Source organism: Demequina flava (genome assembly GCF_000975035.1).
Taxonomy (GTDB): Bacteria; Actinomycetota; Actinomycetes; order Actinomycetales; family Demequinaceae; genus Demequina; species Demequina flava.
Map to the genome: position 1 here is coordinate 1,387,689 of NZ_BBRA01000001.1, position 17,986 is coordinate 1,405,674.

A 17,986-nucleotide genomic window follows, 5' to 3' on the forward strand; every position below is an offset into this window, starting at 1 on the left:
TGGGAGGCGCGAAGTGCGTGACGGGTGGAGAGGTCCCAGGAATGTCGGTGCCGCGTGGTGAGATGTGTGCAGGTTCCCGCCTCACTTCTACCAGGAGTCACATATGACCGACAACATTGCGATGCCCCAGCCGCCTGCCGCTGTGGTCTACACGCCCGGCGACTTTCAGTTCAGGCCTCGGGTCGCACGCTTCATCGGCACGCAGCTACTTGCATGGGCCATCACGATCCTGACGTTTGGGATCTTCTACCCGTACGCAGTGGTCTTGGTGGAGCGATGGAAAGCAAAGTGCTCCACGATCGACGGCCGCCGCCTCGAGTTCACGGGATTGGCGTCGGGCATCTTCCTCAAGTGGATCGGGTGGCTGCTCCTGACGATCATCACGTTCGGCATCTACGCGTTCTGGTGGATTCCCAAGATGTACCAGTGGAAGTGGGAAAACCTCCGCTTCGTCAGCTAGCCCGGACGCGAGGCGCCACTCGGGTCGCCGGGCTACAGGCCGGCGATCAGTAGCGCGGCGAATGCGCCCGCGCCCGCGACAAGCGTCCAGCCCATGGACCGTTTCCACAGGGCCACGCCCACGGCCACGAGCGCTGCGATGTGCCACGCGCCAAAGTCGCGCCACTGCCCACCGTCGAGGAACAGTGCGTTGGCGATGATGGCCGCCATCGCGGCGGGCGCGACGAGGCTCAGTGCCTTGCGCACGCGCGGCGGAAGCTTCTCGCCATCGCCCAGGAAGAAGATGCCCGACAGTCGGATCAGGTAGGTCCCGATCGCCGCCAGGGTGAAAACGATGAAGGCAGTCATCATGAGCCCTCACCCCCGGTGGGGTCTGTTGCGGGCTCGGCCCCGGAATCGGCCTTCTTGTCAGGGATGAAAGACGCGAGGGCGATTCCGAGTAGGGCGCCGATCAGCACGTTGAGGCCGTAGGGCAGGTCCTTGAGGATAAGGACGACCGCCGTCGAGATTCCAGCCGCAGCCACCGCAGGCCACGTGCGCAGCGCCGGGACCATCACAGCGATGAACATCAGCGGCACGATGAACCCGATTTGCCACGCCTCAGGAATCACCGGCCCCAGGAGCGCCCCTGCCGCGGTCCCCGCAATCCACACCGTCACGAACGGCCCGGAGACGCCCAGGATGAACCACCTGCGACGCACGGGATCGGGCCAGCGCGGAGCCTCGAACACCGAAACGGCCGCGGACTGGTCGGTCATCAGGTAGGCAAGGATCAGTTTCCAGCGCCTCGGGAACGCCGCGAAGACCGGCGCGAGGGACGCCGAGTACAGTGCCAGCCGCGCGTTGATGACCAAGGCCGTTGCTACTGCGATCAGCATGGGCGCGTTCTGGCGCAGCGCCTCGACGATCGCGATCTGGCTCGCGCCGGCGGTGACCGTGGCGGAGGCGTACGGCGCCATCCACGCCGGCAGGCCCACCTCGGTGATGAGCGCGCCAAACGCGAGTCCGAACACGATGGATCCCGGCATGAGCGGCGCAATCGCCACAGTCCCGGTCCAGAAGTCCCGCCACTGCTGAGGGCCGATGCCCGCGACAGGCTTCTTGCCTGGTGAGGGTGGGCGCGTGGTCACCGCGCCAGTGTGTCACGACCGGACGGTGCCAGTGGTTGCTGGTCTGGCCGTCCACCGCCAAGCCGCCTTCAGAGGTACCAAGAACTATTTCAAGGCCACGGCGTGGCATTGACGGCTGGGTGGGCTTCTCTCCACCCGCATGGACCGTCACTCCGAGTGCGCTATCCTTCCCGAACGGATGTCAAGGGGGGATGTCGATGGCAGTCGCGATTCTTGCAGGCGTGGTACTTGCCGTATATGGCATAGCTGCCATGGTGTGGCCCGTCCACCTATGGGCGCTCTCCGCCATATTCAGGCTGAGGACTCCTGAGAACGTTGCACCGAGCGAGCGGCACATACGTTATTGGCGTGCTGGAGGCGCCGTCTACGCCACTGCGGGAACTGCGATGGCAATCCTGGTGGCGTTGGGCGATGAAGGCGGCTCACCGGGTGTCGGGTGGGCGCTTCTTGCGGGAGCTGCGTTGACGCTCGCCATGACGGTGTATGCCTGGCGGGCACCGACTGTGCCGAACCGAAAGCTCCCACCGGATGAGCCGGGTCATTTGCCTTACGGGGTGTGGAATGTAGGCCTGTGCTTCGCCATATTCATGATGGTGGGCTTTGGGCTCAACCAGTTGACAGGGTCCTAAGCGGACCTCGGCGCGTGGTCACCGCGCCAGGCGACGGTGCTGGTGAGCACTCCCTTTGCGGGGTCGGCTTCTCGTGAGGCCACATCGACATGGGAGAGCCGGTTCAAGCCGCGTCTGGTCAGGACCGCATGCACTGTGGATGCGGGAAGTCCGGCGAGCGAGGAACTAGACGGTTCCACTCTGCCCGGAGGTCCTCCCTATCGCCCAGAAATCAAACAACGCCCCTGGGCACTACGGCCAGTGCTCGCCCACCCACAAGCGGGGTGGTGCCGCAACGGCAAGCGCCCCGTGAGTCGATTAAGGCGCGGTCCCGGTCGGAAACGTGCCCTTAGTGATTCGCAGGGCGCTTGGGTGAGAAGCGAACGTTGCTATTTTGCGGAGGTGGCAACGCCTTCTTTAGTCGTTCCGAGTCCAAAGAGCTCGAATCGGTCAACCTGGCCGCGGATAAACCAGACGGTCAGCAGTCCGACACCGACGACCACGAAGTTGCCGAGTGCGGCGATCTGCGCAAGGCCGACAGCCTCCGCCGCGGCGTCCGTGGACTCGTCAACGCCGCCCGAGCGGAGCATGATCGACGGGTCGGTCGAGGCGTGGAGCAGGATCGGCCAAATGGTGTTGCGAGTGACGCGAAGGGTGAAGTACATCGCGACGCCGAAGAAGAACGTGTAGATCACCAGGAAGACGATGGTCGTCATGCCGCTGCCGATGCCCGACATGATGTGCGTGAGGCCGAAGATCAGAGACGACAGAACGGCAACTGCGAGCTCCTTGCGGCCGGCACGACGCAGGAGTCCGAGCGACGCCACTGCGCCCCAGCAGGTGCTCAGCGCTCAAATTGGGACGAAATGAGCAATCAGCACCTGCCAGGGCGCGTGAGGTGGTGCGTGAGGTGAGGGGGTCGTGGCTAGCGGGCCTCAAAGGTGAGGCAGTCGGCGGTGTCGAAGGATGCGCCCACCTCGATCGCCTCGGCGGTGCAGGCCATGTCGTCGTTGAACTTGCACTCGGTGCGCATGCAGGCGCCCACGCCGGCGACGTCTGCGTTGCCGGCCTTGGTGTCCGAGTCCATGAAGGTGTTGCAGTGAGCGTGGTCGCCCGAGACGTTGATGGCGCCCGCGCGGCAGCCGTCGTGGTTGAAGCCGCAGGTCTCGACGGAACATGCGGAGACGATGGGCAGGTTGATGGTCGTAGCCATGATTCCTCCTTGGAGTGACTGTGATCTTGCCTTCACTCTAAGTCAGAAATGTCATTGTTTCCAGCGTTCAGAATATAAATACGAGCGCATTACGGAAAGGTTTACGAAACACTATTGTTGCGAATAGGATAGCCTTACGAAGCAATTACCAGGCATTTTGATGGCGCGCCGCTGGCCGGGAGCGAATTGTGCAACGCAGCGCGTGACAATTAACTCGCGACCTCTGACGCGCTTTCCGCGTGTCGCGAAGCCTTCTCCGCGGCCACCTCTTGCTCGCGCTGAGCGGCAATCTCCGCCCGCTTGGCGAGATAAGCAGCCTCGACGTCGGCATCGTCCCACTCCACGGCGAGCGACTCCTTCGCGCCAAACTTCTCCAAGTGCCCGGCAACAATGCCCATGGATCGGAACACGTGCAGGTCCTCCGCGCCGGTGATGGCAACCTCAAGGGATCCCTCGCGGACCGTCAACGTGGTGAGTGCGGACTCGAACCGCACGGTCCCGCCCGCGGCGTCGAACGTGACCTCAAGCTTCTCGCCCAGGTGCGAACACAGCTGCTTGAGGTACCGCGCAGGCCGCGATGTGTGAGCACGCCCGGTGATGGACAGCGGCATGGAAGTCTCCTTGACTTGCAGTGGTGAGGGCCGATGCCAGGGTGACCCGAGCATCGGCCCTCACCAAACGATTTAGCGGAAGTAGGCGGCGATCCGGTCGCCGCCAAGGGTGTGGACGGAAAACTCCATGTCGTACACGTCGCCGAGCGCGCCTTCGGTGATCACGGTCTCCGGGGGGCCGTCGTGGACCACGTCGCCGTCGCGCATCGCGATGATGCGATCGGAGTACACGGAGGCGTAGTTCACGTCGTGAAGGACGAGCACGATCGACTTGCCCTTCTCGTCTGCGAGCCGGCGCAACAGCTGCATGAGGCCGGTCGCGTGCACCATGTCGAGGTTGTTCAGCGGCTCGTCCAGCAGCACGTAGCGAGTGTCCTGGGCGAGCACCATCGCGACATACGCGCGCTGGCGCTGACCGCCGGAGAGCTGGTGAATGGGACGGTCGGTCAGGTCCACGAGGTCGCAGTACTCAAGCGCCTCCGCGACAGCCGCGTGGCACTCGGGGGTGAGGCGGCCGTGCGAGTGGGGGTAGCGACCAAACTCGACCAACTCGCGCACCGTAATGCGCGCTGTGGTGTGCGCGTCCTGCCGCAGGATCGACAGCTTCTTCGCCACGTCCTTACTGGGCGCCTTGAATACGTCGAGCCCTTCGACCGAGACGACCCCGGCATCGGCCCCCAAAATGCGCGACACCATCGACAGCAAGGTCGACTTTCCCGCGCCGTTGGGGCCAATCAGGGATGTCACGCCGGAGTCGGGCAGTTGGAGCGAGACGTCGTTGACGACAACGTGCTCGTCGTAGCTCTTGGTGAGCGAGTCAATCGTGATCATGCGCGTGCCTCCTTGAGCAGCAGGCCAATGAAGTACAAGCCGCCAATGACGTTGATGATCGAGCCGAGGGTGCCGTTGTGATCCAGCACGTGCTCGAGGATCGCCTGCCCGGCCACGAGGGCCACGATCGCGACCAGCGAGGCCGTGGCTAGGTTGACGGCGTGGCGGTGGGTGCGGGTGAGTTGGTAGGCCAGGTTCGCGACCAGCAGCCCCAAGAACGTGATGGGCCCCACGAGCGCGGTCGACACCGAGACCAACAGCGCCACGATCAGTAGCAGCCACGTGACCGTGCGCCGGTAGTCCAGCCCCAACGTGATGGCGCGCTCGCGTCCCAGGCTCAGGACGTCCAGCTGCGGCGCCATCTTGAAGATCGCCACGACCCCGAGCAGCAGGAGCCCGCCGCCAATCCACAGGAGCGTGGTGTCGATCGCATTGAATGACGCGAACAGCGTGGTCATCAGCGAGTCGAACTCGTTGGGGTCCATGGTGCGGAACATGAAGTTCGTGAGCGACATGAAAAACGTGCCGGCGACAACGCCCACCAGGATCAGCGTGTAGAGCCCGCGTTCGCCGTTGCCCAGGATCCATCGATACAGCGCGGTGGCGCATCCCATCATCAGCGCGGTGTTGAGGCCGAACATCACGAGAGGGTCGATCTGCGCGACCGTGGTTGAGCCGAGCAGAAAGACCAGCGCCGTGGCGACCAGTACGTACAGGGCGTCGAAGCCCATGATCGATGGCGTGAGGATGCGGTTGGCTGTCACGGTGTGGAACACGACGGTCGACGCGGCGATCGCGATGCCGACCACGGCGAGCGCCACGACCTGCTCGGTGCGGCGCGGGAGCGCGAAGTCCCAATGGCCGTTCACGTCCCACGTGAGGAAGACCGCGACGGAGACGACCAGGAGTAGGGCGAGTCCCGCGAAGACGCGCTTTTGGCGCGTGGTGAGGCCCCGGGCGGGGAGGGCCGATGCTTCGGTGGCCTGGTCTGCAGGCTCGTCCCCCTGGGAGATGAGGATGGTGTGTTGCTCACGCGGTGGCATAGCGGTTGCTCCGTCGCAAAATCAGGGTCAGGAAGACTGCCGAGCCGATGGTGCCGACGATCACGCCGACGGCGATCTCGTACGGGAAGATCACGACGCGGCCGATGATGTCGCACACGAGCACGAGCGCGGCGCCCATGAGCGCGGTCGTGGGGAGGACGCGGCGGAGGTTGTCGCCGAGCATCATGGTGACGATGTTGGGCACGATCAAACCCAAGAAGGGGATCGCGCCCACGGTCGTGACGACGACGGCGGTGACAAGGGCGGCGATCGTGAGGCCGCCGGCCATCGCGAGGCGGAAGTTCACGCCAATGTTGGTGGCGAAGTCGCGGCCCATGCCCGCGGCGGTGAACCAGTTCGCGAAGACGTAGGCGAGGACGGCGACACCGCCTGCGAGCCACAGCGTCTCGTAGCGGCCTTGGATGATGCCGGAGAAGTCGCCGTTCATCCACACGCTCATGGTCTGGGTGAGGTTGGTGCGGTACGCGAAGAACTCGCCAATGGCCGCGTAGACGCCACCGAGGACGATGCCCACCAGGGGTACGAAGACGAGGTCCTTGAACTGGACGCGCTGGATCAGGGCGATGAAGAGCGCGGTGCCGGCGAGCGCGAAGATGCAGGCGACAAAGATCTTGCCCATGACTGCGGTGCCCGGGGCAACGATGGTGACGGCGAGGAGGCCCAGCGCGGCGGCGTCGACCGTTCCGGCGGTGGAGGGCGCGACAAAGCGGTTGCGCGCGAGGTGCTGCATGATCAGGCCCGCGACGGCGAGCGCGGACCCCGCAAGGATGATCGCGAAGGTGCGCGGCAGGCGGGACTGCAAGAAGATCTGGCGCGACTCGGGATCAGACCACAGCGCCGAGAAGTCGACGTGTGCCACCCCGATGAAGACCGAGACGACGGCGAGGATCAGCACAGCCGCGGCCGCTACCCAAGGGGCAGCGGCCGCGACAGAAGTGCGAGAAATTGCCAAGGTCTTACTCGACGAGCGAGGAGACCTCGTCAACGATTGCGTTCACAGAAGTGAGGCCGCCGAAGGACAGGTACCAGTTGGCGGTGTCTGCGTAGAGGACGTCGTCGTTGGCGACAGCGGTGGTGCCGTTGACCAGGTCGTTGTCGAGGATTGCCTGAGCTGCCTCGGCGCCCTCGGTGCCGATTGCGGCGTCACGGTCCAGGACGATCAGCAGCTCCGGATCGAGGTCCGCGAGGTACTCGAAGGAGATCGCGTCACCGTGCGAGTCGATCGCAATCTGGTCTGCGGCGGGCTCGACGCCCAGCAGGTTGTAGACGAAGTCGTAGCGACCCTCTTCCGAGGGGCCGTATGCGGACAGCTCGCCACCGGAGGTCATGACGACGATGCCGGGGCCAGCCTCAGCGGCCGATGCTGCGGTGGCCTGAACTTTCGCGGTCACCTCGTCGAGGGCTGCCTGGGCATCCTCTTCAGCGCCGAAGATCTGGCCGAGCGAGGTGGTGTTGCGGACGAATGATTCTTGGAAGGCGGCGCTTCCCCAGTCGAACGAGAGGTCGATCGTGGGGGCGATCTCTTCCATCTCAGGCAGCGTGGCTGCGGAACGGCCACCCACGATGATGAGGTCGGGCTCAACGGCATTGATGGCCTCGTAGTCGGGCTCGAACAGCGTGCCGGTGTTCTCGGTGGAGGTCTCGAAGTCCGCGGAGAGGTACTCGGGTAGCGCGTGGTGGGGGACACCGGCGACGTTCTCTGAGGCACCCAGGGTCTGAATCGTGTCGAGGATGCCGTGCTCGAAGACAACGACGGTCTGCGGGTTGAACGGAACGGTGACGTCACCCTGAGCGGTCGCGACGGTGACCTCGGTGGGGGTCTCAGCGGACTCGGCTGCGGCGGTCGCGGTGGCCTCAGTGGTGGGCTCAGCGGAGGCGGTCGACGAAGAGCCAGCCTCATCGGCGGACTCGGAAGCGCAAGCGGCGAGGGTCAGCGCAGCAATGGCGGCAAGGGCCGGCACGCGCAGTGACGTAACTACGGACATGATTCTCCTGAGATGGGGGGGTCTGATGAGGTGACGTCGACGTCGGTTAGGCAGCCCTTACTTGGCTGCGCTGGAATTACCGTAGCGTGAAGTTGCGTAAATGGGAATTCGTGACGGTGATGTTGTGAAAATTGGTGGTGTGCCAGGTGATTTGGGACTCAGCTTTGGCTTCGCACGGACCGCAACTCGAGCATCGGGTCGACTATCGGGAACAAATCGGGACATGGATGCGTCTGACAAAGAGAACCCGCCTCGGCGTGAGCCGCATTGGTTTCTCGAGCGCCGCGTCCGGCCTGGCCGTATCCCCCCCCTCAGCCGGTCGGACGGACGTGGCGCTGAGTGCGTACCCTTGAGCTGTCCACGAGACGCTCGGGCACGCCGCCGGGGCGGGTTCTTTCAATGTGCGTGCGGCTGCGCGCGCACGGAAAAGGAGAAACTCATGTCCCCCAAGATTGAGCGCACCGACGCCGAGTGGCGCGAGCTGCTGTCTGACCAGGAATACCAGGTACTTCGCGAGGCTGGGACCGAGCGCCCCTTCACCGGCGAACTCCTCGACAACGAGCGCGAAGGCGTCTACCGCTGCCGCGCGTGCGACGCGGAACTGTTCCGCTCCACCACCAAGTTCGACGCCCACTGCGGGTGGCCATCCTTCTTCAGTGCGGAGAACGACGCCGTGGTCCTGTCCGAGGACATCTCGCTCGGGATGGTACGCACTGAGGTCCGCTGCGCGTCTTGCGACTCGCACCTGGGCCACGTGTTCCCCGACGCGCCCCAGACGCCGACCGGTGACCGGTTCTGCATCAACTCGGTGTGCCTGACGTTTGACGAGGGTGGCGCTGACGCCGGTACCGGTTCTGGCGACGCGCGCTCGTCGCTGGGCGCCGACGCCGAGACGACCGAGGACGCCTAAGTTGGCCGTTCCCCGCTTCCGTCGCCCCGCGATGCTCGACATGGAAGAAGCCGAGCAGATCGAGGGCGACATTGACCCGGCCGACCGCGGGCTGATCGCGCACGAGACTGCTGCGGCACTCGTCTCCCAGGCGCGTGCATCACAAGACCCCGAGTTGACGGCGCGCTTGGTGCGCCTTGTTGACGAAGAGGGCATCGACACCGTCGCGATGATGTGGTCGAAGGCAGGATCGCACACTCTGCCAGGGGCTTTGTGGCGGATCTACATGCTGCGTGAGTGGGTCAAGTTCGACGCTCCCTCCGTGGCGCGGTCGTATCACCACGGGGTCGAGGCGGCCAATGTGCGCCACGCGATCGCTGGTGTCGAGGACCCTCCGGGGCCCAAGGAAGTGAAGGCGCTCGCAGACTCCGTGTTGTCCGGAGTCTTTTCCGGTGACCTGGCCGTGGCGCTTGAGCGGGCGGGCGCGTTCTGCCGCGTCGTCGCGACGGGTGCTGCCTACGAGGCGTCCTCCGATGACGGTCACAACGACAAGCGTGCTCACCAGACCTCGCTGCGTGCGGCCCAGTTGCTGCGCACCGGTGAAGAGCTGGAGCGCTGTGCGGGCATGTGGCGCGAGGACCGGCTCGACTGATCCGGCCCACGCACACCCTCCGCTCGACGCCGTGAACAACCTGCGGTGAGCCGAACCGGGGCCGTGGCGCCGCACGGGAATCGGCAAACCTGATTCCCGTGACCGCAGGTCCTTCACGCCGCGCCAGTCACAACTTCGTCACAGCGTGGACTCTGGGAGGTGGCCCAGGGAACAAATCAGAGCGCACCAACGTAGAGTAATAACAGGACATCGGGTCGCGGCAGCCCCGGGCTCCAACACCAGCCGCCACGAGCGGCCTTCGCGCCGACTGGCGCTCCCGGCCCGATGTCCGCTCTTCACCCTCGGGCACGCTCAGCGGCACCGACAGTGGCACCGAAAAACGACGGCCAGGAACAGCATCGGCCCCGAACCCCGCCGTGTATGTACGGCCAGGGGACAAGGGCGCCAGGGGAAGCGCTACGGGTGGACGTGGAGCAGGTGCGTCTCGATCGCCGTCACGATGGGCCCGGATTCCGTATCGGCCACGTGCGCGACGAGCACGCCGCCAGCCGGAAGGTACGGATTCTTGCGCGGTAGGGCTCCGCGCGTGGATGACCGCGTGGCTGCCCGCAGCATCTCAACGATCGTTGGCAACGTAGGACGGTGCGCACACACCACCCGGCACCCGGGCTTTTCGAGCAGCTTCATGAACGTCTGCGCAGTCTTGAGGGGCTTCTCTGCGTGCGCGGGTTCGGTCAGCGGCAGGTGCTCCTTCACAGCACGCCCTGTCGCCTCCGAGTACGGCCGCACGGTCGCCATGCACCGCTCTGCGGGGGACGAGTGGATCCGCGTCACGCCAAAGGCCGCGAACATTGGAACCAACTCTTGCGCTCGCGCCTCGCCCGAGGTGGTGAGGGGCCGCACGAGGTCATGCCCGGTCCAAGCCTTGCGTCGCTTTGCCCGCGCGTGGCGTGCGAGCACAAAGGCCCGCGTCTCAAGGCGGTCGCGTTCGAACGCTTCCACCAGCACTTCGAGCGGACGTAGGTCCTCGCGGAACGTGATGCGCTCCCGTGCCTCGTCGATCGAGAGCCACCGGACGTCGTCAATCTCGTTCTTTGATGCAGCCTTCACGGCCGGTCTCGCGGGCACCGCGATTGAGGACTTCGACGCCACCTGAGCCGCCCAGTACTTCACAACCTTGGTTTTGCCGCCGGTGGGGTAACGCAGCGTCGGTAGTGGCTGGCCCAGAATGACCTGGAGGCTCGTCTCCTCAGCCACTTCGCGGATCGCGCACGCCGGCAAGGTCTCGCCGTGATCGAGCTTGCCCTTGGGCCACGACCAGTCGTTGTAGCGGGGCCGGTGAACCGCGAGTACCTGGAGCTGGCCGCGTCGGACCCGCCACACCAAGGCACCCGCGGCAATCACGGTGCCCGGGGGATACGGCGTCACTTGCGCTTAGCCCTCCGCTTGGGCTGACGCTTGATATACGTTTCCTGGACGTCGCGCAGGCGTTCGCCCTCGCTGTCGTTGAGCGTTCGGTTGTAGGTTCCGTCCTCGGACAGTTCCCACGCGGAGAACTCTGGCGACATCGCCATGTCAATATTCTCGATAAGGAGTTCACGCTGCTGCTGGACCTCGATCGAGATCAGCGCCTCAATCCGGCGGTCAAGGTTGCGGTGCATGAGGTCGGCGGAGCCCACGAAAACTTCGGGTTCGCCGTCGTTGCAGAAGGCGAAGATTCGCGAGTGCTCAAGGAACCGTCCCAACACCGAACGCACTCGAATGTTCTCACTCAGGCCTGGAACGCCTGGGCGGACCGCGGAAATGCCACGCACCACGAGATCCACCTGAACGCCAGCCTGCGACGCCCGGTACAGCGCGTCGATGGTCTTCTCGTCAACGATCGAGTTGACCTTGATCTTGACCCAGGCGGGCTTGCCCTTGCGGGCGCGGTCGGCCTCGGCATTGATGCGCTCGATGAGCCCCATGCGCACGCCGGTAGGCGCGACGATCAGGCGGCGGAACTTCGCCTTGGGCGCGTAGCCCGAGAGCTGGTTGAACAACTTGGTGAGGTCGGCCCCCACCTGCGGGTCGTTCGTCAACAGGCCGTAGTCCTCATAGAGGCGCGCCGTCTTGGGGTGGTAGTTGCCGGTACCGACGTGGCAGTAGCGCACCAGCCCGGTCTCCTCCTGGCGCACCACGAGCGACAGCTTGCAGTGAGTCTTGAGCCCCACGAGTCCGTACACCACGTGCACGCCGGCCTGCTCGAGCTTGCGCGCCCAAGAGATGTTGCGCTGCTCGTCAAAGCGCGCCTTGATTTCGACAAGGGCGACGACCTGCTTGCCGTTGCGCGCGGCTTCGATCAGCGAGTCCACGATCGGGGAGTCGCCCGAGGTGCGGTAGAGCGTCTGCTTGATCGCCAGCACCTTGGGATCCACGGCCGCCTGCGCAAGGAACGCCTGCACCGAGGTGGAGAAGGAGTCGTACGGGTGGTGCAACAGCACGTCGCCGCGGCGAATGGCCTGGAAGATGTTCTGCTCGTCGGCCGTTTCTACGGGCGCGAGCTGGTGGTGAGTCGTGGGCCTGAACGGCGGGAACTGCAGACGCGGCCGGTCCAGATCGGCGATCACGTTGAGGCCCGTGAGGTCCAAAGGTGCAGGCAGCTCAAACACGTCGTGGTCCGTGATGCCCAGTTCCCGCACCAGACGCTCGCGAACGTTGACCGGCAGGTTATCGACGACCTCGAGCCGAACCGCGGGCCCAAACCGGCGGCGCAGCAGCTCCTTCTCCATGGCCTTCAGGAGGTTCTCGGCATCGTCCTCTTCGACCTCGACGTCCTCGTTGCGCGTCACGCGGAACGTGTGGTGCGCAACAACGTCCATCCCCGGGAACAGGTAGTCGAGGTGCGCGGCGATAACGTCTTCGAGTGGCACAAACGAGCGCGGCTCATCGCTGAGGGCCGATGCATCGGTCACCTGGGCAGCGTGGCCTTCCGAGTCGACGGACAGGAAGCGCGGCAGCGTTTCTGGAACCTTCACGCGGGCGAAGAGTTCCTTGTCGGTACCTGGGTCGCTCAACTCGACAGCGAGGTTGAGCGATAGTCCCGAGATATAGGGGAACGGGTGTGCAGGGTCAACCGCTAGTGGCGTCAGCACGGGGAAGATGTCGGACCGGAAGAGCTTGCGTAACCGCTCCTGCTCGGACTCGCCGAGGTCGTCATGGCGCACCAGAAACACGCCGTTGTCTTGAAGGGCGGGCGTGATGTGGTCTTGGAACACGCTCGCGTGACGATCCATGAGCTGGTGCGCACGGTCAATCAGCATGTCGACAAGGCGCGTGGCGCTCATGCCAGTGGCGGAAGGCAGTGCGAACCCTGCCGCGATGCGGCGCTTGAGACCTGCGACGCGGACCATGAAGAACTCGTCGAGGTTCGAGGCGAAGATCGCCAAGAACCGTGCCCGTTCGAGTAGTGGCGTGGCCTCATCCTCCGCTAACTCCAGAACGCGCTCGTTGAAGGCGAGCCACGACAACTCGCGGTCTAGGAAGCGGTCCTCGGGCAAGTCTTGGGGCTCAGGATCCGCCTCATCCAGATCAGCGGAGATGGTCGGCACCGGGTACGTCTCTTCCGAGTCGGGGTGCTCGCCGGGGGCTGCTGCGGTGGGCGGCGTCTGAGTCATGGCCCCATCGTGGCACGGCGAGCGCGCCACGCACTAGTAGAAAGTCCTGCAAGTTACGCGGGTTCACTTTTCGGTAACCAATTTTGGTGGGCTGGAACCACGCACGCTGGCATCCGTGTGCGCGCTACGCATGGACCACCGCCGACAGAATTCCCGGCACTTCGGAGAACCTGGCCAGGGCACTCCCGCCCAGATCTCAGAAGTTTCAGGTATAACTGAAACATGAGCGATAGAGCGGATGCTGGAGCCGGGCACAGCGAGGACGCCACCCGCGTGAAGTACGTCGCCCAGGTGGCGGCGTACTGGGAGCGAGGCGGACTCACGTACGCGGCCGGGCTGATCCTTGGCCACCTCATGGTCTGCGAACCGGCCGACCAGACCCAGGCCGACATCGCCGAAGCTCTTGACCTGTCTGCCGGGTCCGTCTCGACCCAGCTCCGTCAACTGGAAGCAATCGGCATGATCGAACGTTTCCGCGCACCAGGCCAACGCGCAGCGCGCTACCACCTGCCCCAGGACATGTGGCTGAAGATCCTCAACACCGAGCGTGACCGCATTGCGGGGCTGCGCACCCTGGCCGACGCCGGCCGTGCCGTGGCGCCTACGGAACGCCCCGACCGCATCGGCTCTCTCGACAAAATGGTGAGCTTTTGGGAGTCCGAGTGGCCCGAAACCGAACGCCGCATCCAAGAGTTTCTACGAAAGGAGCGGTCATGACCGCGACCCCCGCCATCGAGGTGGACCACCTCACCAAGAAGTTTGGCGACTTCACCGCTGTCGAGGACGTCAGCTTCGCGATCGAGCCCGGCGAGATCTTCGGCTTTCTTGGTCCCAACGGCGCCGGCAAGTCCACGACGATCCGCTCCATCCTGGACCTGATTCGCCCCACCTCTGGCTCCTGCCGCGTGCTGGGCCTCGATAGTCGCAAGGACGCCGTCGAGGTTCACCGCCGCATCGGCTTCCTGCCTGCGGACCTGGCGCTCTACCCCAACCTGACGGGCAAGCAGACGCTCGAGTACCTCGGCAACATCCGCGGCGGCGTTGACTGGGCGCGCGTCGACGAGCTGACGGAACGGCTCAGCGCGGACCTATCTAAGAAGGTGAGCGAATACTCCTCGGGAAACCGTCAGAAGATCGGCATCATCCAGGCCTTCATGCACAGCCCCGAAGTCGTCATTCTCGATGAGCCCATTACCGGACTGGACCCCCTGGTCCAGGTCGAGTTCCATGGGATGCTCAGGGAAATGGCCGATGCTGGGGGCACCGTGTTCCTGTCCAGCCACACCATTTCTGAGGTGGAGCGGGTGGCGGACCGGGTGGCATTTATCCGTCGCGGTCACCTCATCGCCGTCGAGAAGATGGCCGAGCTTCAGGACAAGGCGCTGCGTCGCATCACGCTCGAGTTCGCTGAACCCGTTGAGGCGCACCACTTCGAGGGGCTTGATGGCGTTCGCGACGTCACGGCAGAGGGCGCAACTATTTCCGCGCAGTTCGAGGGCTCCATGGCGCCGCTGCTGAAGGCCGCCACCGACAACGACGTGCTGTCTGTGTCTTCTGCCTCCGTGGACCTCGACGAGATCTTCCTCGAGTTCTACCGCGACGAGATCAAGGCTGCGGGCGACGAGGTTGACGACGACGCGCCAGCACGCGAGGTCGCGTAATGCTGCGCTCTGTCTACCTCAAGACCCTTCGCGACAAGTGGCTGGCTGCGGTCATTGGGGTCGCGTCGCTGTTCTTGATCGCGTGGGCGGGCCTGTGGGCATATGCGGGCTTGGGCACTGACGCCACTGACCTCTTTGTGTCCATGCCGGAGGCGTACCTCTCGCTGTTGGGCATCAGTCCCGACAGTGGGCCCGAGGGGCTCATGCTGTCCAACCTCTTCAACTTCATTGGACCGTTCGTGATTGCGGGCATCGCCATCTCGATGGGTGCCTCTGCCATTGCGGGTGAGGAGTCGAACGGAACCATCAATGTGCTGGGTGCCTTGCCGCGCTCGCGGACCCGACTCGTCACGTCGACGTCCCTCGCTGTGGCGACGATCGCGATTCTCGCGGCCGTCCTTGCGACCGCCTCGTTTGCCTTCGCGCTGCAGATCACCGGCTCCAACACCGACGGACTCAACCTGGCCGCAGCGGGTCTGCACATGCTGGTGGTGAGCCTGTTCTATGGCGCTGTAGCGCTCTCACTTGGTGCGCTCACCGGCAACCGCTCGCTGGCCTCCGGCGCCGCCGTGGCGTTCGTCGTCGTGTCCTTCCTCGCGGCGGGAATGCTGCCGATGTTCGAGGCCGCCGCCGACTGGGCCAAGATCTTCCCCTGGTACTGGATCTCAGGACCCAACCCTCTCGCCAACGGCGTGGACGTAGGGCCGATGCTCGTCATCGGTGGCGTGACGATCGCCCTGTTTGTTCTGGCGTTGTGGGGCTATTCGCGGCGCGACCTTCACGACCGTGCCGTGCGCGCGCCGTTAGTGGCCCGCGTGCTCGACAACCCCCGCGTCGCGCCCATCCTCGCCAAGCTTGCTGGCAACGGGAGTGCGCGCGGCGTCGCTTCCAAGGCTCTGTCCGATCTCCGCGCGGTCCTCATCGTTGCTGGCGCGGGCTCGTTCTTCATGACGCTCATCGTGGGACCCATGTTCAACGCGCTCGCGGACACCATCGGCGATGTGCTCGGCGCCATGCCGGAGGGCATGCTCGCCATGGTGGGCTTCGCCGACATGTCGACTCCAGAGGGTTGGTACTACGGCGAGATGCTCTCGATCGTGGCGCCCGTCGCTGTTGCCGTGGTGGCTATCGCTGCAGGCACCGCGCTGGCGGGAGAAGAGAAGCGCCGCACCGTCGAGGTGACGATGGCGTCTCCGATCTCGCGTACCTCCTTTGCGATGCGCAAGGCGCTCGCGATTGGTACTGGGTCCGCCATCATCGGCGTCGCGATTGCTGCCGGCATCGCGGCAGGAAACGCGGTGGGCAACCTCGGCATGGACTACGGGCACATTGCCGCCTCTGGGCTGCTGCTCGCGGCGCTTGGGTGCGTGCTCGGTGCGGTGAGCTTCTTCGCTGGAGCCCTGACCGGCAACGCGTCGGTCGCCATGGGCGCCGGCACCGGCGTGGCAATTCTGGGCTGGGGCATCAACTCGTTCATTCCGATCAACCCCGACCTCGCCGACTGGGCTAAGGTCTCGCCCTTCTACTACTTCGCGGACGGAAACCCGCTCGAGATTGGCATGACCTGGTCCTACCTTGCAGTCTTGCTGGGCGCGACAGCGGTTCTGATCGTTGGAGGATTGGCGGCGTATCAGCGCCGCGACTTGCGCAGCTAGGCTCGCGAGAGTGAGAGCACGCAGAGTTTCGGGCCTGATTCGGTACACGCCAGCCACATGGCTGATGGTGGTCTTTCAAGTACCCCTCGTCTTGGTGCTTTGCTGCGGCTTCTTTTACTTGCGACACATTGGATACGACTCCACGCCTAGGCTTGGCGAGTCCACCGTGGGGTGGCGGATTTCCGAGGTCGCGGCTTGGGTGGTGTTGCCTTTGATGCTCGCCCTCGTGGGGTGGCGGGCGCTGCAGGCTTTCAGGATTCTTGGTGTTCTGTATGTGAGGCCATTGCCGGGCGGTGTGGTTGCGATTGCTCCGCCGGTGTTGACGTGGCGGAAGCGAGGTGCGCTGGTGACGGCGGGTTCGCGGGTGTCGTTGACGTCGTCGACAGCGGGTCAGGACAAGCGGCTCCGCGGGTTCGGGTATCTGGGTTTTCCGTTCAGCTCGTGGCGGCTGTCCGTCGACGGCAAGGTCGTTGCCTCGTTCAGCATGCCGTTCGCGACCAGCAAGAGTGCCAAGACGAATCTGCGAGACGCAGTCGATCAGGCCCGCGCTGCATCAGCCCTCCTGTCGCCGACGTAATGTAGGCGGATGCGAGACGTCTGGATGAAGCTTCCCCCGGCAGTGCGGGCGCTCCTGCCCGGGCTGTTGCTCTCGGCGGTCGCGCTCGTGGCGTTCGCCGAGATCTTGGAAGAAGTCGTTGAGCTGGAGGCCTTTGTCTCGTGGGACGAGCCGCTCATTGAGTGGATGGCAGATCACCGCACGGATGGCTTGACCGCGGTGATGACGTTCATCACCAACATCTTTGGGCCCATCGTGCTGCCGATCTTGTTGGCAGTTGGGGTTGGGGTGTGGATCTGGCGGACGCGCTCATGGCGAGACCCGCTACTGCTCGTGGGCGCGATGATCTTCTCTACCGTCGTCACCAGCGTCGCCAAACGAGCGGTGGGCCGCGCGCGGCCAAGCGAAGAAGTCCAGGCGGTCCCGGGCCTTGAACAGTCGTTCTCGTTCCCGTCGGGCCACACAACCGGCGCCGCCACGCTCGTCCTTGTCACCGGCTACCTGCTGTGGCGACGCCATCGGAGCCGCACCGCCCTCGTGATCTGGGCCCTGGCATCGGTCCTCATCACGGGACTGGTGGCCTTCACGCGGATGTACCTGGGGTACCACTTCCTGTCCGACGTGCTGGCAGGAGCGTGCGTGGGATTGTTTACGCTTGGGGCTGTGATGTGTGTTGATCGAACCTTGGAGCTACGCCGTGGATAGAGCGAAACTCGTGCGCGGTGCTGCCTGGGGGATTGGCGTTGTGGGTGTCGTTGTCGGAGCAGCGATCGTGTGGCGCGTCCTGGCGTTCTGGGGGTCCACTCCCGATGCCGCGGCTGAGTATTGGCTGCTCCTCGGCATGGGCGTCGGCGTCGCGTGCCTGAGCCTCCTCGTCGCGCGGGGCCTGCTCCGGGATGCGGGATGGGCCAAAGCCGCGGCGATCATGCTCGGCATCATGGTCACCGTGGTCCTGATCACGTGGCTGGCAGCGACCGCGATCGGTCTCTAGCCCGCCCCAGCAGGTGCTCAGTGCTCAAAATCACGGGAAATGAGCACTCAGCACCTGCCAGGAG

General features: G+C 64.8%; 21 protein-coding genes. 10 read left to right on the forward strand and 11 right to left on the reverse strand.

Going from position 1 to position 17,986, the window contains the following annotated elements:
* Nucleotides 1-103: 103 nt before the first annotated feature.
* A complete protein-coding gene (locus AOP74_RS06525) occupies nt 104-460 on the forward strand; it encodes a YjgN family protein (protein ID WP_236683738.1) in 357 nt (118 codons plus the stop codon).
* 32 nt (nt 461-492) lie between these two features.
* Here AOP74_RS06525 and AOP74_RS06530 read toward each other — a convergent pair whose 3' ends face one another.
* Entirely contained in the window at nt 493-810 is a 318-nt protein-coding gene (locus AOP74_RS06530; protein ID WP_061961502.1) for an AzlD domain-containing protein, read from the reverse strand.
* Entirely contained in the window at nt 807-1,589 is a 783-nt protein-coding gene (locus tag AOP74_RS06535) for an AzlC family ABC transporter permease (RefSeq protein WP_152649201.1), read from the reverse strand. Before AOP74_RS06535 ends, AOP74_RS06530 begins: the two co-directional genes overlap by 4 nt.
* A gap of 197 nt (nt 1,590-1,786) precedes the next feature.
* Between AOP74_RS06535 and AOP74_RS06540 the strand changes: the two genes are divergently transcribed.
* Nucleotides 1,787-2,218: a DUF6199 family natural product biosynthesis protein gene (locus AOP74_RS06540; RefSeq protein ID WP_152649202.1), complete on the forward strand. Its 432-nt coding sequence runs from the start codon at nt 1,787-1,789 to the stop codon at nt 2,216-2,218.
* 368 nt (nt 2,219-2,586) lie between these two features.
* Here the strand turns inward: AOP74_RS06540 and AOP74_RS06545 are convergent, their stop codons facing one another.
* The 7 genes from AOP74_RS06545 to AOP74_RS06575 all read right to left on the reverse strand — a co-directional run bounded on the left by AOP74_RS06545 (nt 2,587) and on the right by AOP74_RS06575 (nt 7,901).
* Nucleotides 2,587-3,024, reverse strand: coding sequence for a CPBP family intramembrane glutamic endopeptidase (locus AOP74_RS06545; RefSeq protein WP_061961505.1), 438 nt, complete (start codon nt 3,022-3,024; stop codon nt 2,587-2,589).
* A gap of 98 nt (nt 3,025-3,122) precedes the next feature.
* Nucleotides 3,123-3,410 carry a DUF1540 domain-containing protein gene (locus AOP74_RS06550; protein ID WP_061961506.1) on the reverse strand — a complete coding sequence of 96 codons (288 nt, stop codon included), beginning with the start codon at nt 3,408-3,410 and terminating at the stop codon, nt 3,123-3,125.
* Nucleotides 3,411-3,619: 209 nt separating this feature from the next.
* On the reverse strand, nt 3,620-4,021 hold the full coding sequence (locus AOP74_RS06555; RefSeq protein ID WP_061961507.1) for a DUF2218 domain-containing protein: 402 nt from the start codon (nt 4,019-4,021) through the stop codon (nt 3,620-3,622).
* A 72-nt stretch (nt 4,022-4,093) separates the two neighbouring features.
* Nucleotides 4,094-4,852: an iron ABC transporter ATP-binding protein gene (locus tag AOP74_RS06560; RefSeq protein WP_061961508.1), complete on the reverse strand. Its 759-nt coding sequence runs from the start codon at nt 4,850-4,852 to the stop codon at nt 4,094-4,096.
* Nucleotides 4,849-5,895, reverse strand: coding sequence for an iron chelate uptake ABC transporter family permease subunit (locus tag AOP74_RS06565; protein WP_082096064.1), 1,047 nt, complete (start codon nt 5,893-5,895; stop codon nt 4,849-4,851). The genes AOP74_RS06560 and AOP74_RS06565 overlap by 4 nt, the downstream gene beginning before the upstream one ends.
* Complete coding sequence (locus AOP74_RS06570) at nt 5,882-6,868, reverse strand: ABC transporter permease (protein WP_236683739.1); 987 nt, start codon at nt 6,866-6,868, stop codon at nt 5,882-5,884. Before AOP74_RS06570 ends, AOP74_RS06565 begins: the two co-directional genes overlap by 14 nt.
* A gap of 4 nt (nt 6,869-6,872) precedes the next feature.
* Nucleotides 6,873-7,901 carry a siderophore ABC transporter substrate-binding protein gene (locus AOP74_RS06575; protein WP_061961509.1) on the reverse strand — a complete coding sequence of 343 codons (1,029 nt, stop codon included), beginning with the start codon at nt 7,899-7,901 and terminating at the stop codon, nt 6,873-6,875.
* A 439-nt stretch (nt 7,902-8,340) separates the two neighbouring features.
* Here AOP74_RS06575 and msrB point away from each other — a divergent pair, with 439 nt between their 5' ends.
* On the forward strand, nt 8,341-8,811 hold the full coding sequence (msrB, locus tag AOP74_RS06580; protein WP_082096065.1) for a peptide-methionine (R)-S-oxide reductase MsrB: 471 nt from the start codon (nt 8,341-8,343) through the stop codon (nt 8,809-8,811).
* A gap of 1 nt (nt 8,812) precedes the next feature.
* Nucleotides 8,813-9,442 carry a hypothetical protein gene (locus tag AOP74_RS06585; protein ID WP_369345494.1) on the forward strand — a complete coding sequence of 210 codons (630 nt, stop codon included), beginning with the start codon at nt 8,813-8,815 and terminating at the stop codon, nt 9,440-9,442.
* Nucleotides 9,443-9,859: 417 nt separating this feature from the next.
* On the opposite strand, the gene AOP74_RS06590 is transcribed toward AOP74_RS06585, so the two are convergent.
* Both AOP74_RS06590 and AOP74_RS06595 read right to left on the reverse strand, forming a co-directional pair.
* The gene (locus AOP74_RS06590; RefSeq protein ID WP_061961510.1) at nt 9,860-10,831 is read right to left on the reverse strand and encodes an NUDIX hydrolase; all 972 of its coding nucleotides are present in this window, start codon (nt 10,829-10,831) and stop codon (nt 9,860-9,862) included.
* On the reverse strand, nt 10,828-13,059 hold the full coding sequence (locus AOP74_RS06595; protein ID WP_082096066.1) for an RNA degradosome polyphosphate kinase: 2,232 nt from the start codon (nt 13,057-13,059) through the stop codon (nt 10,828-10,830). The genes AOP74_RS06590 and AOP74_RS06595 overlap by 4 nt, the downstream gene beginning before the upstream one ends.
* 222 nt (nt 13,060-13,281) lie before the next feature.
* Between AOP74_RS06595 and AOP74_RS06600 the strand changes: the two genes are divergently transcribed.
* The 6 genes from AOP74_RS06600 to AOP74_RS06625 are packed head-to-tail and all read left to right on the forward strand — an operon-like array spanning nt 13,282 to nt 17,922.
* The gene (locus AOP74_RS06600; protein WP_082096067.1) at nt 13,282-13,776 is read left to right on the forward strand and encodes a GbsR/MarR family transcriptional regulator; all 495 of its coding nucleotides are present in this window, start codon (nt 13,282-13,284) and stop codon (nt 13,774-13,776) included.
* Nucleotides 13,773-14,720: an ABC transporter ATP-binding protein gene (locus AOP74_RS06605; RefSeq protein WP_061961512.1), complete on the forward strand. Its 948-nt coding sequence runs from the start codon at nt 13,773-13,775 to the stop codon at nt 14,718-14,720. Before AOP74_RS06600 ends, AOP74_RS06605 begins: the two co-directional genes overlap by 4 nt.
* Nucleotides 14,720-16,375: an ABC transporter permease subunit gene (locus AOP74_RS06610; protein ID WP_061961513.1), complete on the forward strand. Its 1,656-nt coding sequence runs from the start codon at nt 14,720-14,722 to the stop codon at nt 16,373-16,375. Before AOP74_RS06605 ends, AOP74_RS06610 begins: the two co-directional genes overlap by 1 nt.
* 10 nt (nt 16,376-16,385) lie before the next feature.
* A complete protein-coding gene (locus tag AOP74_RS06615) occupies nt 16,386-16,952 on the forward strand; it encodes a hypothetical protein (RefSeq protein WP_152649203.1) in 567 nt (188 codons plus the stop codon).
* A gap of 9 nt (nt 16,953-16,961) precedes the next feature.
* Nucleotides 16,962-17,636, forward strand: coding sequence for a phosphatase PAP2 family protein (locus AOP74_RS06620; RefSeq protein ID WP_061961515.1), 675 nt, complete (start codon nt 16,962-16,964; stop codon nt 17,634-17,636).
* A complete protein-coding gene (locus tag AOP74_RS06625; protein ID WP_152649204.1) occupies nt 17,629-17,922 on the forward strand; it encodes a hypothetical protein in 294 nt (97 codons plus the stop codon). Before AOP74_RS06620 ends, AOP74_RS06625 begins: the two co-directional genes overlap by 8 nt.
* Nucleotides 17,923-17,986: the final 64 nt, after the last annotated feature.